Here is a 12750-nt window from a genome sequence, read left to right on the forward strand (position 1 = left end):
AATCTCATCCGAAAACGAATGGTTCTTTTTGTGTGAAACATTTCACACTTATATAATTTAACACAACCTATTTCTTCAGTCCTCACGATCGCCCACATTGTAAAGAAAATGACTCATTCATTCCATGTATTACATTTAAATGGTATAAATTGCATTAAAAAGATGTCTATATTCTAATAATTCTATTTTATTTCACATAATAAATATCTCTTTTCACCTAGTACTTCAATTTCGACGCTCCTTTATTGTTGTTTTTGTCATATTCTAAGTCCCCTGCCTATGCTATTTAGCTGCAATACGTTAAAATTAGAGTATTAGTTAGAGAAGGGGAAATTCAATGACTGACGAACAAGAACAACGAAATGCTATAAAAAAAATACCTTATGCTCACAGGAAAGCATCTAAAGCTGTCGTAGCAAAACGTATTGTTATGATTATCATAGGTGCTATTTTTATGGCCATGAGTATTGAATTATTCTTAGTACCTAATCAATTATTAGATGGCGGTATTGTGGGAATATCCATTATCTTATCTCATCTATCGGGTCTTGAAATAGGACTCTTTATTTTCCTACTAAACATACCTTTCTTTTTTATAGGATATAAACAAATTGGTAAAACGTTTGCTTTATCTACAGTGTTAGGAATAACTGTCCTCTCAATTTTTACATATTTTTTACATCCTGTTGCTCGTTTCACAGATGATTTACTTTTAGCAACTGTTTTTGGTGGAATCGTACTCGGTATAGGTGTTGGACTTGTCATTCGTTATGGTGGCTCTTTAGATGGCACTGAAATCTTAGCTATTCTTTTTAGTAGCAAGTCGGCTTTTTCTGTAGGCGAAATTATTATGGTCTTCAACGTAATGATTTTCACGATTGCAGGATTTGTATTTACTTGGGAACAAGCGATGTATTCTGCATTGGCTTACTTTATCGCCTATAAAACAATCGATATTGTAATCCAAGGATTAGACGAATCAAAATCGGTGTATATCATCAGTGAACATGTTGATGAAGTCGGTGAAGCCATTATTGACCGACTGGGACGTGGAGTTACTTATTTACACGGTGAAGGTGCGTATACTGGAGATAAGAAGAAAATTATTTTCACTGTAATCACCCGTTTAGAAGAAGCGAAACTAAAAACCATTGTAGAAGATATCGATCTTCAAGCGTTTGTGGCAATTGGGAACATAGCAGAAGTACGTGGTGGACGTTTCAAGAAAAAAAATATTCATTAATGTCTCTGTAAAGAAAAAATGCGCTTTCCCATTATGGGAAGCGCATTTTTTTGTTAGTGGTCGATTCAGTTGTTTGCTGCTAAATGTTTGTAGGAAATATATTCTGAAGTGATCTGAGAAGAATCAAAAATGCAATCTGAACTATGAGCCAGAGCGCTATTGATCCAATGCCCAAAAACGCAAAAAAGCGAAGAAAGTTTCCTTTCCCCGCTTTTTCGTGGGTTATTAATTTAGCGCCAAACGCTAGTAATAATATTAGTTTGATTTCGATCTGGTCCTACTGAGAAAATTGAAATTGGTACACCGCTTAATTGTGAAATTCGTTCTAAGTAGTGTCTTGCATTTTCTGGAAGTTGGTCAAGTGATTTGCAAGATGTTACATCTTCGCTCCAACCTGGTAATTCTTCGTATACTGGTTCGCAGTCAGCTAACATACGTAAGTTCGCTGGATACTCAGTAATCAGTTCACCCTTATATCTGTAAGCTGTACAAATCTTCACCGTGTCTAATCCAGTCAACACGTCAATCGAGTTAACTGTAAGATCTGTTAATCCACTCACACGACGTGCATGGCGGATAACTACGCTATCAAACCAACCGATACGTCGTGGACGACCAGTTGTTGTACCATACTCTTTACCAACTTCACGAATTTGATTGCCAACTTCGTCAAATAATTCAGTTGGGAACGGACCATCACCTACGCGAGATGTATATGCTTTACATACACCCACAACGTGGTTAATTTTCGTTGGGCCTACACCCGCTCCAATTGTCACTCCACCTGCTACCGGGTTAGAAGATGTCACAAATGGATAAGTACCTTGGTCAATATCTAGCATAACCCCTTGTGCACCTTCAAATAAAACACGTCGGCCATCATCTAAAGCGTCGTTCAATACTTTAGATGTATCCGTTACATACTTAGCAATTTCTTGACCATAACCGTAGTATTCTTCAAGAATTTCTTCTTTTGTAAAACCTTCTGTTTCATAGAACTTATCAAACAAACGGTTTTTCTCTTCTAAATTGCGCTCAAGTTTTTCTTCAAATACTTCTTTATCAAGTAAGTCAGCCATACGAATACCTACACGTGCTGCTTTATCCATGTAAGCTGGTCCAATACCTTTACCTGTAGTACCAATTTTGTTTGCACCACGACGAGTTTCTTCCACTTCGTCTTGCTTCAAGTGGTAAGGTAAAATAACGTGTGCACGATTTGAAATACGTAAGTTTTCAGTCGTTACCCCACGCTCATGTAATCCTTTTAACTCTTTTACTAATGCTTTTGGATCGACAACCATTCCGTTCCCGATTACTGAAATTTTGTCTTTATAAAAAATACCTGAAGGGATTAGGTGAAGCTTGTACGTTTCTCCACCAAAAATAATGGTATGTCCCGCGTTATTCCCACCTTGATAACGAGCAATTACTTCAGAATTCTCAGATAGGAAGTCGGTAATTTTCCCTTTACCTTCGTCTCCCCATTGTGTTCCTACTACTACAACCGATGTCATAATCAGCACCTCCGTCAGACGCTTTCACGCGTCCTGAATCAAACAGTCTTAATTGTACCAACGTAAACGCATTTAGTCAACCAAAAACAAGAAAAACACGAACATAAAAATGAAATAAGACATTCATCGTTCGTGTTTTTTCCAGAAAGCTAATAGTCAGGTGTTGGTTGTTGATGCTGACTCCAATCAATGTTTACAAACTTATTGAACTCTTTAACAAAAGCAAGGGTTACAGTCCCTGTAGGGCCGTTACGTTGTTTCGCAATTATAATTTCAATCATGTTTTGATTTTCAGTCTCCTTATCGTAGTAATCCTCACGATATAAGAAAGATACAATATCGGCATCTTGCTCAATACTTCCCGATTCACGTAAATCGGACATCATTGGACGCTTGTCCTGACGTTGCTCTACTCCACGAGAAAGCTGAGACAATGCAATAACAGGCACTTGTAACTCACGTGCAAGTGATTTTAATGATCTTGAAATTTCCGATACTTCTTGTTGACGATTTTCTTTACCGTTTGAGCTACCTACAATAAGTTGCAAGTAATCAATCATGATCATACCGAGACCAAATTCTTGTTTTAGTCGACGACACTTTGACCGAATTTCATTTATACGAATACCCGGAGTATCGTCGATGAAAATTCCAGCGTTAGACAAACTACCCATAGCCATTGTTAGTTTGCGCCAATCTTCTGCAGTTAATGCACCCGTACGTAACACTTGTGCATCAATATTTCCTTCCGCACAAAGCATACGCATTACCAGCTGCTCTGCACCCATCTCTAGACTGAAGATGGCTACATTTTCTTCGGTTTTGGTTGCCACATTTTGCGCCACATTCAAGGCAAAAGCGGTTTTACCTACTGACGGTCGGGCTGCAACAATAATTAAATCATTGCGTTGGAAACCGGCAGTAATACGGTCTAAATCACGGAACCCTGTAGGTACACCTGTAATATCACCTTTACGAGCATGAAGAAGTTCAATGTTGTCATACGTTTGCACCAACACATCTTTTATGTGTCTGAAATCACCCGCATTTTTCCGATTGGATACTTCCATCATTTTCTTTTCGGCTTCAGATAATAAGGCTTCTACTTCATCTTCACGTGTAAAGCCATCCTCGACGATATTTGTTGCTACTCGAATTAAACGACGTAACAACGCCTTTTCTTCCACTATGCGTGCGTAATGTGCAATGTTAGCTGCGGTAGGCACTGAATTCGCGATTTCTGTTAAATACGAAAGACCACCAACATCTTCTAGTTCCTTCTTTGACGATAATTCTTCTGTCACTGTCACGACGTCGATTGGTTTTCCTTGATCGCTTAGACGATTCATCGTCTGGAAAATCTTTTGATGCGCTACTCTATAAAAATCTTCATATTGTAATATTTCTGCAGCCGTAATGAGCGCTTGAGGCTCTAAAAAGATAGCCCCAATAACGGACTGTTCAGCTTCTTGGTTGTGAGGGGGAATCCGATCCATCATGGGCTCGCTCATTGCAGTCTCTCCTTATGCTTCTTCTGTTACATGTACTTTCAATATAGCAGTTACTTCTTGATGTAATTTTACTGGAATGTTTGTATAACCTAATCCACGAATGGCATCATCTAATTCCATTTTACGTTTATCGATTTTAATTCCTGTTGATTTGTGAAGTTGTTCAGCTACTTGTTTCGTTGTAATCGAACCAAATAAACGGCCACCTTCGCCAGATTTAGCTTTTAATTCTACCGTTATTTCTTCTAATTTCTCTTTTAACTTTTTCGCATCTTCATGCACTTGTTCAGCCTGTTGATCTTGTTTTCGTTTTTGACCATCTAATGCACTAATTGTTGCTTGGTTCGCTTCTGTTGCTAAGTTGTTTTTCAATAAAAAGTTATGGGCATACCCATCTGCTACATTTTTAATTTCGCCTTTTTTCCCTTTGCCTTTAACATCTTTCAAGAAAATTACTTTCATGTTGATTGGCCTCCTTCGACAATTTCAATGATTGCTAATTTCAGTTGTTCAATTGCTATCTCAATCATGCCATTTTTAATTTGACATGCGGCATTAGTTAAATGACCACCGCCACCGAGTTTTTCCATAATCACTTGAACATTAATTTCACCCATAGAACGTGCGCTAATGCCCACATCTCCATTATCTTTTTTAGCCACTACAAATGAGGCTGATACACCCTTCATAGTCAGCAGAATATCTGCAGTCTGTGCAATAAGCACTTGGCTATAAGGTTTCGTTTCTTCCCCGTGCGCAATTGCTATACCTTCGCGGAAAAATTCAACGGTTTGGACAATTTTTGAACGTTCAATATATGTCGCTATGTCTTCTTTCAGCAAACGCTGCACTAACACTGTGTCTGCTCCATTTGTGCGTAAATATGAGGCTGCCTCAAATGTTCTTGCTCCTGTCCGAAGAGTAAAGCTCTTCGTATCGACAATAATTCCAGCAAGCATCGCAGTTGCTTCAAGCATGGATATTTTATCATGTTTAGGCTGATATTCAAGTAACTCTGTTACAAGTTCAGATGTTGATGATGCATAAGGCTCCATATAAACAAGCATTGTATTAGAGATAAACTCTTCACCACGACGGTGATGATCTATAACCACTACTTTTTCAGCTCGATTTAATAGCTTTTCATCAATAACCATACTTGGTTTATGTGTATCTACGACCACGAGTAATGTGCGATCAGTTAATTTCGATAACGCTTCTTCAGGTGTTATAAAGCGTTCAAACAGCTCTGGCTTATTTTTCACTTCTTGCATTAATCGTGTCACACTCTGGTCAAGTTCATCAAAATTAATGACAACATAGCCATTAATTTGATTCATCTCTGCCATCTTACGTACACCGACAGCGGCACCTATAGCATCCATGTCCGGCAATTGATGCCCCATTACGAATACTTGATCACTATCTTGAATTAAATCACGCAATGCATGTGAAATGACACGTGCCCGAACCCGAGTGCGCTTTTCTGCTGGGTTCGTTTTACCACCATAAAACTTTACTTTTCCACTTGGCTGTTTAATGGCAACTTGGTCACCACCACGTCCTAATACTAAATCCAAACTTGACTGTGCAAGTTGACCAAGCTCAACTAATGATGATGATCCTGCACCAACTCCGATACTAAGCGTCAAGGATAAGTTTAATTTAGAAGTAGTTTCTCTTATTTCATCTAATATCGCAAACTTCGTTTTTTCTAGTTCAAGTAAAATGGATTCATTTAATACAGCAATGAAGCGGTCTGATGAAATTCGTTTAACATAAATTCCATAACCTGCTCCCCAGTTATTGACCAGAGACGTTACCATGCTATTTAACTGACTTCGTGTTTGATCTTCCATCCCTTGTGCTAATTCATCATAATTATCAATAAACAACACGGCAATCACGCTACGATCAGCATAATATAACGTTTCAAGCTCTGTTTGCTCCGTAATGTCAAAGAAATATAAGAGTTTTTCTTCTGGTTTATACAAGATTTTAAATTTCTTTCCTGACAAACTTATAGTTTGCTCTTTATTATCTTCTTGCTTTACAAGTGTGTGAAATTCTTCAGACAATGTAAATAAATTTTCTCCAATAATTGAATCAAATTCGAGCTCTCTTGCCATGTATGGATTTGCCCATTCGATTGTCCAATGCTCATTTACCAATAAAATACCAATTGGCATTTCGAGTAACGCTTCTTCTCCCACTCGTTTCATCCGGTAAGACAAAGTCTCGATATGTTTTTCTGTCTCTTCATATAAACGCTTCTCTAATTGCCAACCTATCAATAAAACTGTGGCAAATAGAACAGCTACAATTATACCTATCCACATATGCCAGAACAGGAGTAAGAGAGCGCTTATCAGGCCGAGCAATGATAGAAAAAATAAAGGAACACGAATTGGTCTTTTTCTAAAAAATGCTGACATTTTTCCAGCTCCTTATTTTCTGTTCTTCTCTTTGACATACAATCGAGCGTTGAATCCCAAATCAATAATTCCGATTATAAATGTAATCGACTGTAAAGGGAACGCTAAAATAGTTGCGACAAAAGCAAGCCATTTTGGCCATCTCTGTTGATGGATGTAGAATTGAATGAACGAAATACCTTGTAAAATAAGTAATACTCGAAGTATCAGGGTTGCATTTGCAAATACCATAAATGCAAAGGTACCTTTCTCCAATTCGACAAATAAAGTGACTACAATCACTACCATGTAATACCATAAAATAGATTTAGGGAATTTCATGTTTCGATATGCGGGGAACTTCGGTACAACTAATCCCAATCTTTTTAAAACAGGCAATAAAATATTGATAAACACAATAACCAAAAGAAAAACAGAAATAATCAAGATGGATGGAATAACTGTTTCAAACATGAATAATATTTCTGCTACAGTATTATCATAGTTATTCGGCAATGCATTATAACGTTCTAATAACGCACCAATTTGATCATATTGATTTGACGCGATTGTTAATAATTCTTTCACCGGATTAACTCCGAAAAGCAACACAACAACCACATATTGAATGACAATAGTTGCAAGTAATACAATTACTGTCGACAGTAACATAAATAGCTTGCTTTTTTTCATCCGAATTGCATCACCGATAACAAGACCCAGTACTGCATGAATCATGCTGATTGGGACTGCCAGTAATCCTCCGATAAAAAAAGATATTCCGATACTAACTACAGTAACGAGAATAGACGTTTTGCGATTAAATTTCGCACTATACCAGGCTAGTGGTAATGCGATAAAAAATGAGGTAATAAAACTAACTATAGGCACATATAAAGAAACAGCCAACAAAATAGAGAACAGTACAATTACCATTGCACCTAATTTTAGCTGTCTCGTTTGTTCATTCGGCATTCAAAAACCTTCCTAACTTAAAAAACATATATTCATTATTAAATTACCTTGATCCTCTTTAGCTATATAGGAAACACTATTTGTTGGGCATTTATTCTACCCTTTGAAGGGCAACATTACCTTCTTATTGTAACATGTTGTACAAGATGCAACAAAAGTTCAAAATAAGTGAAACTGCAGAAATCAAAAAAAGACCGGTTTCCCGGTCTTTTAAGCGTTCATGTTCAATTCTTATCTTTCTTCAGTAGAGAAAGGAAGTAATGCCATGATGCGTGATAATTTGATTGCTGAAGTTAATTTACGTTGATATTTTGCGCTTGTTCCCGTAACTCGACGTGGAAGAATTTTTCCGCGTTCTGATACGAATTTTTTAAGCAAATCAACATCTTTATAGTCAATGTGCGTAATATTGTTTGAGTTGAAATAACAAACCTTTTTACGTCTTTTGCCTCCGCGACGTGGTGCCATATCGTTTCGCCTCCTTAGTTTTTGGTTGTATTTGAGTGTGTATATAAGATATTCATCATAATGGATTGTCTGGCTTCAAGACCTCATGCGAAAACAAGTTTTCGATTCAGTCTTTCCGATTTTCGACTTAGAATGGTAAATCGTCGTCTGAAACTTCGATTGGGCCACTGCCACTAGAGAATGGATCTTCATCTACACGTGTATAGTTTTGCTGATTTGGTGATTGATTCTGTTGATTAGATGAATATTGATTGTTTTGATTTGAACCGCCGCCAAAAGGTTGTCCTTGTTGAGGACGATCTCCACCAGAACTATTACGTGGTTCAAGGAATTGAACACTATCAGCTACAACTTCAGTCGTGTAAACACGCTTTCCATCTGTGCCTTCATAGCTTCCAGTTTGAATACGCCCTTCGACACCTGCTAAACTTCCTTTTTTCAAAAAGTTTGCTGTGTTTTCAGCTGGTTTTCTCCAAACAGTACAGTTAATAAAATCCGCTTCTTTTTCACCTTGCTGGTTAGAGAATGAACGATTTACAGCTATTGTAAAACGTGCAACTGCAACTCCACTTGGTGTATAACGAAGCTCAGGATCTTTTGTCAGTCTTCCGACTAAAACCACTCGGTTAATCATCAGAATACAACCTCCCTCGTCTGCAAGTTGTTTCGAGTAAACTCGATTTTATATTCTTATTTTTTAACGTGTGCTTTTACAGCTACAAAACGAATAATATCTTCGTTAATGTTAGCAAGACGGATGTACTCGTCGATTGCTCTTGAATCAGCGTTTGCTTTCACGATTTGGTAGAAACCTTCGCGGAAGTCATTGATTTCATAAGCTAAGCGGCGTTTGCCCCATTCTTTTGACTCGATGATTTCAGCACCATTCGAAGTCAAGATTTCGTCGAAACGAGCTACTAGAGCTTTTTTCGCGTCATCTTCGATTGTTGGGCGAATAATGTACATTAATTCGTATTTTTTCATCTTTTTTGCACCTCCTTATGGACTTGGGCCTGACTGTAACAGTAGGCAAGGAGCAAGTAACGTTTATTACTCACATCAGTTGATTGTATCACAAACCTACTACACACGCAACCAACTATTTAAATGGTCTTTCTAAGCAGCTTTTTCGCTATACTAATTATATAGGGGTGAAGATTATGCAGAAATGGACCAATCCAACAAAAATCATAGACTTAGACATTCAACAAATTGGTAAGACCGGATTGATTTTGACAATTGGCTTAAGTATTGGTCTCTTACTATTGAATAGTATTGTACACCAAGATTTTTCATTTGACTTCTCCTGGCTCGGCCTGCTCCTCTTCTTGGTTGGATACATTGTCTTAATCGGTTTACATGAAGCTAGCCACTTAGTCGGTTTTGTCCTATTTGCTAAAGTCCCTTGGCGCTCACTGGATTTCGGGATTAACATGCAATTAGGAGTTGCTTACGCGACAACAAACGAAGCAGTTCAGAACAAAGCAATGAGAAAAGTGTTGATCCTTCCGTTTTGGACAACAGGAGTTCTACCTGCAGTTATTGCGATTTCGATAAATAGTCCGCTTCTTGTTTTATTATCAGCTTGGTTAATCGCTGGTGCTGTCGGAGATTTTTCAATGATAAAAGAGCTTCGAACAGTAAATGATGATGTATGGATTAAAGATGATCCAGAATTACCTAAACTATATATTTTCGAACATAAGTAAAGCTGCTTCCCGTTTTCAAGGGAGCAGCTTTACTTATTTAGATTGACGATAGTTCGTCCAATCACCGGAAGGAATTTCATACAGTTTCATCGATTCGTCGCAAACTGTATAAACTACGGCTTCTACTAAACCGTCCAATGTTTGAACTTTGACGAATTCTCTTGAATACAAATCCGTTGTAGGATTGCCCGTATACCCCTCTAAATCATCAAGGTTTAACCACATATGGTCTGGAATCTCGTAAATGTCACCGACGATAGTGGAACCCATCGAAAGTTCAATGGCGGGATATCCCTTCCCCGTGTCATACATTTTCGCTTGAAGCATTCCACCTGTATATAAAAGTGTTGCACCGTCCATCACATGATGATTGGACTCTCCACGTAATAACGTACCGTATACAAATAAATTCATGTCTAATCCCCCTTTACTTGGTATTCAAAAAAAAGGTTAGCCGAATTTCGACTAACCCTTTTGTATTATACGTTAAAGCGGAACAACATAACGTCTCCGTCTTGTACGATATATTCTTTACCTTCTAATCTCACTCTACCTGCTTCTTTTGCTAAAGCCATTGAACCGTTAGCCACTAAGTCATCATAAGATACTGTCTCTGCGCGAATAAATCCACGTTCAAAGTCAGTATGGATAACACCGGCACATTGAGGAGCCTTCATACCTTTACGGAAAGTCCAAGCACGAACTTCTTGTACACCCGCTGTAAAGTAAGTTGCAAGTCCCAATAATTGATATGCAGCTTTTACTAGTTGATCTAATCCAGCTTCTTTAATGCCTAATTCTTCAATAAACATCGCTTTTTCTTCATCATCAAGTTCAGCCATTTCTTCTTCAATCTTCGCACAAATGACAATCACTTGTGAATTTTCCGCGTTAGCGAATTCACGAACTTTTTGAACGTACTCATTTTCTTCAGCATTTGCAATTTCGTCTTCTGCAACGTTCGTTACATACAACATAGGTTTGATTGTCAATAAATGAAGACCTTTAACTACGCGTAATTCTTCTTCTGTAAATTCAACAGAACGTGCTGGTTTTTCTTCTTCAAAAGCATCACGAAGTTTGATCAAAACCGGTTCTTCAACCATTGCATCTTTGTCTTTTTGTTTCGCCATTTTGCCTACACGTTGCAAACGTTTTTCAACGCTTTCCAAGTCAGCCAAAATCAACTCAAGATTGATTACTTCAATATCCGAAATTGGATCTACTTTTCCAGCAACATGCGTTACATTTTCATCAACAAAACAACGCACAACTTGGCAAATTGCATCCACTTCACGAATATGTGCTAAGAATTTATTTCCAAGCCCTTCTCCTTTGCTAGCGCCTTTAACGATCCCAGCAATGTCAGTAAACTCAAAGGCCGTAGGAACAGTTTTCTTTGGAACAACAAGTTCCGTTAATTTATTAAGACGCTCATCCGGTACTTCTACAATTCCTACGTTCGGATCAATTGTACAGAATGGGTAGTTTGCTGCCTCAGCACCTGCTTTTGTAATTGCATTAAATAAAGTTGATTTACCAACATTCGGTAATCCTACAATTCCTGCTGTTAATGCCATGGTTTCCCAACCTTTCATAATTACTAGCTTATCTATATATAAACACTAGTTTTTCACTTTTATTATAATCTCACATCAAACGCTGAATCGAGCTCGTGTGAAGTTCTCCTATATTCATGTAACTTATATATTATAGATTTTTGTAAGGTTATTGTCTATTCTTCTGAAGAGAGTTCTGTTTTCTTCACTATCTTTTTCATTTTCTTCTCAAATTCTCTCCGTGGAATCATCACGCTATGTTGACACCCTTCACACTTTATCCGTACATCGGCACCCATGCGGATGACCTTCCACTCGTTTGTCCCACAAGGGTGTTGTTTTTTCATTTCAACTATGTCGCCAAGTTCATAGGTTTTTACGTCCATTAGATTTTCCCCTTATCATCATTCTTAACAGGATCACCTATTCCTGCGTCCACTGATCCTGTCTTCTTCTGATACATCACCATTTTCGGATATGGAATTTCAATACCATGCTCATCCATAAAGATTTTTAAATCACGACGAATGATACGTGCAATGGCAAAGTGTTGCATAGGCATTGTTTCAGCAGTAATGCGCATAACTACTTCCGAAGCTGCCAAGTTTTGAACACCAAGTAACACAGGTAGTTTCACCAACTGTTCATATTTATCTGGAAGTTCCATTAAAAACTCACGAATAAGTTCTTCTGCCCTTGGAATGTCCGTTTCATACGCTACGCTAACATCTACAATGGCAATGGAATTGTTTAAGGAAAAGTTTACGACTTCAACAATCGTTCCGTTCGGAAATATATGAATTTCACCATTTAATCCACTAAGTTTTGTCGTTCGCAACCCTATTTCTTCAACAGTTCCTTCAGCTGCACCGATTCGTACATAATCGCCTACTGAAAATTGATCCTCAAAAATAATAAAGAACCCTGTAATTACATCACGGACTAAGTTTTGTGCCCCAAAACCAATAGCTAAACCAAGTACTCCAGCACCTGCGAGTAACCCGGTTACATCAATAGTTAAAGCTGATAAAACGGCTAGAATAGCAGCGAAATATACAATATAGGCAAGACCGTTTTGAAGTAATTTAAGCAATGTATTTTGTCTGCGTTCGGAATAACGTAAAGGCGCTTTCATCCTTACTTCAAACAATTTTTGAATCACGATTTTACCTATTTTCACCACAATTCCAGCAAGAAGTATAATAAAGAAAACTTTTAAAATGATGATACCTGAATCAATCCATAATTCTTCGTCTAGCAATAATTTTTTCATCTTATTTATGGTTGTTTCAATGTTCATTTCGATGTTCAATTTGTCTACCACCTTTTTGAATAAAGCCTATTTCTAATACGT

14 protein-coding genes are annotated in these 12750 nt (G+C 37.7%); 2 read left to right on the forward strand and 12 right to left on the reverse strand.

The window, feature by feature from the left end; all coding sequences use genetic code 11:
- Positions 1-337: 337 nt before the first annotated feature.
- A complete protein-coding gene (locus C8K15_RS13250) occupies positions 338-1243 on the forward strand; it encodes a YitT family protein (RefSeq protein WP_108586881.1) in 906 nt (301 codons plus the stop codon).
- Positions 1244-1473: 230 nt separating this feature from the next.
- On the opposite strand, the gene C8K15_RS13255 is transcribed toward C8K15_RS13250, so the two are convergent.
- The 8 genes from C8K15_RS13255 to rpsF form a co-directional block, all read right to left on the reverse strand.
- Positions 1474-2760 (reverse strand): adenylosuccinate synthase, encoded by a 1287-nt coding sequence (locus C8K15_RS13255; protein WP_108586882.1) that lies wholly within the window; start codon positions 2758-2760, stop codon positions 1474-1476.
- 149 nt (positions 2761-2909) lie between these two features.
- Positions 2910-4271 carry a replicative DNA helicase gene (gene dnaB / locus C8K15_RS13260; protein ID WP_108586883.1) on the reverse strand — a complete coding sequence of 454 codons (1362 nt, stop codon included), beginning with the start codon at positions 4269-4271 and terminating at the stop codon, positions 2910-2912.
- 12 nt (positions 4272-4283) lie between these two features.
- Positions 4284-4733: a 50S ribosomal protein L9 gene (gene rplI / locus C8K15_RS13265; protein ID WP_108586884.1), complete on the reverse strand. Its 450-nt coding sequence runs from the start codon at positions 4731-4733 to the stop codon at positions 4284-4286.
- The gene (locus tag C8K15_RS13270; protein WP_108586885.1) at positions 4730-6706 is read right to left on the reverse strand and encodes a DHH family phosphoesterase; all 1977 of its coding nucleotides are present in this window, start codon (positions 6704-6706) and stop codon (positions 4730-4732) included. Before C8K15_RS13270 ends, rplI begins: the two co-directional genes overlap by 4 nt.
- Positions 6707-6718: 12 nt before the next feature.
- Positions 6719-7660, reverse strand: coding sequence for a YybS family protein (locus tag C8K15_RS13275; protein WP_108586886.1), 942 nt, complete (start codon positions 7658-7660; stop codon positions 6719-6721).
- A 231-nt stretch (positions 7661-7891) separates the two neighbouring features.
- Entirely contained in the window at positions 7892-8128 is a 237-nt protein-coding gene (gene rpsR / locus C8K15_RS13280) for a 30S ribosomal protein S18 (protein ID WP_017378776.1), read from the reverse strand.
- A 127-nt stretch (positions 8129-8255) separates the two neighbouring features.
- Entirely contained in the window at positions 8256-8762 is a 507-nt protein-coding gene (gene ssb, locus C8K15_RS13285) for a single-stranded DNA-binding protein (protein ID WP_108586887.1), read from the reverse strand.
- Positions 8763-8818: 56 nt separating this feature from the next.
- A complete protein-coding gene (rpsF, locus tag C8K15_RS13290; protein ID WP_024536273.1) occupies positions 8819-9112 on the reverse strand; it encodes a 30S ribosomal protein S6 in 294 nt (97 codons plus the stop codon).
- 176 nt (positions 9113-9288) lie between these two features.
- Between rpsF and C8K15_RS13295 the strand changes: the two genes are divergently transcribed.
- Positions 9289-9837, forward strand: coding sequence for a metalloprotease family protein (locus C8K15_RS13295; RefSeq protein WP_108586888.1), 549 nt, complete (start codon positions 9289-9291; stop codon positions 9835-9837).
- Between the two features lie 33 nt (positions 9838-9870).
- Here C8K15_RS13295 and C8K15_RS13300 read toward each other — a convergent pair whose 3' ends face one another.
- The 4 genes from C8K15_RS13300 to C8K15_RS13315 all read right to left on the reverse strand — a co-directional run bounded on the left by C8K15_RS13300 (position 9871) and on the right by C8K15_RS13315 (position 12696).
- A complete protein-coding gene (locus C8K15_RS13300; protein ID WP_108586889.1) occupies positions 9871-10251 on the reverse strand; it encodes a gamma-glutamylcyclotransferase family protein in 381 nt (126 codons plus the stop codon).
- A gap of 65 nt (positions 10252-10316) precedes the next feature.
- Positions 10317-11417 (reverse strand): redox-regulated ATPase YchF, encoded by a 1101-nt coding sequence (gene ychF, locus C8K15_RS13305; protein WP_108586890.1) that lies wholly within the window; start codon positions 11415-11417, stop codon positions 10317-10319.
- Positions 11418-11572: 155 nt separating this feature from the next.
- Positions 11573-11782, reverse strand: coding sequence for a DUF951 domain-containing protein (locus C8K15_RS13310; RefSeq protein ID WP_108586891.1), 210 nt, complete (start codon positions 11780-11782; stop codon positions 11573-11575).
- The gene (locus C8K15_RS13315; protein WP_108586911.1) at positions 11782-12696 is read right to left on the reverse strand and encodes a mechanosensitive ion channel family protein; all 915 of its coding nucleotides are present in this window, start codon (positions 12694-12696) and stop codon (positions 11782-11784) included. Before C8K15_RS13315 ends, C8K15_RS13310 begins: the two co-directional genes overlap by 1 nt.
- Between the last annotated feature and the right edge of the window lie 54 nt (positions 12697-12750).

It is taken from the genome of Paenisporosarcina sp. OV554 (assembly GCF_003058165.1).
Taxonomy (GTDB): Bacteria; Bacillota; Bacilli; order Bacillales_A; family Planococcaceae; genus Paenisporosarcina.

Excerpts from the sequence above, each read along its gene's own strand:
- C8K15_RS13275 (WP_108586886.1), bottom strand. The coding sequence starts at position 7,660 with ATGCCGAATGAACAAACGAGACAGCTAAAATTAGGTGCAATGGTAATT.
- C8K15_RS13270 (WP_108586885.1), bottom strand. The coding sequence starts at position 6,706 with ATGTCAGCATTTTTTAGAAAAAGACCAATTCGTGTTCCTTTATTTTTT.
- C8K15_RS13250 (WP_108586881.1), top strand. The coding sequence starts at position 338 with ATGACTGACGAACAAGAACAACGAAATGCTATAAAAAAAATACCTTAT.
- dnaB (WP_108586883.1), bottom strand. The coding sequence starts at position 4,271 with ATGAGCGAGCCCATGATGGATCGGATTCCCCCTCACAACCAAGAAGCT.
- C8K15_RS13300 (WP_108586889.1), bottom strand. The coding sequence starts at position 10,251 with ATGAATTTATTTGTATACGGTACGTTATTACGTGGAGAGTCCAATCAT.
- ssb (WP_108586887.1), bottom strand. The coding sequence starts at position 8,762 with ATGATTAACCGAGTGGTTTTAGTCGGAAGACTGACAAAAGATCCTGAG.
- C8K15_RS13315 (WP_108586911.1), bottom strand. The coding sequence starts at position 12,696 with ATGAACATTGAAACAACCATAAATAAGATGAAAAAATTATTGCTAGAC.
- rpsF (WP_024536273.1), bottom strand. The coding sequence starts at position 9,112 with ATGAAAAAATACGAATTAATGTACATTATTCGCCCAACAATCGAAGAT.
- rplI (WP_108586884.1), bottom strand. The coding sequence starts at position 4,733 with ATGAAAGTAATTTTCTTGAAAGATGTTAAAGGCAAAGGGAAAAAAGGC.
- C8K15_RS13295 (WP_108586888.1), top strand. The coding sequence starts at position 9,289 with ATGCAGAAATGGACCAATCCAACAAAAATCATAGACTTAGACATTCAA.
- ychF (WP_108586890.1), bottom strand. The coding sequence starts at position 11,417 with ATGGCATTAACAGCAGGAATTGTAGGATTACCGAATGTTGGTAAATCA.
- C8K15_RS13255 (WP_108586882.1), bottom strand. The coding sequence starts at position 2,760 with ATGACATCGGTTGTAGTAGTAGGAACACAATGGGGAGACGAAGGTAAA.
- rpsR (WP_017378776.1), bottom strand. The coding sequence starts at position 8,128 with ATGGCACCACGTCGCGGAGGCAAAAGACGTAAAAAGGTTTGTTATTTC.
- C8K15_RS13310 (WP_108586891.1), bottom strand. The coding sequence starts at position 11,782 with ATGGACGTAAAAACCTATGAACTTGGCGACATAGTTGAAATGAAAAAA.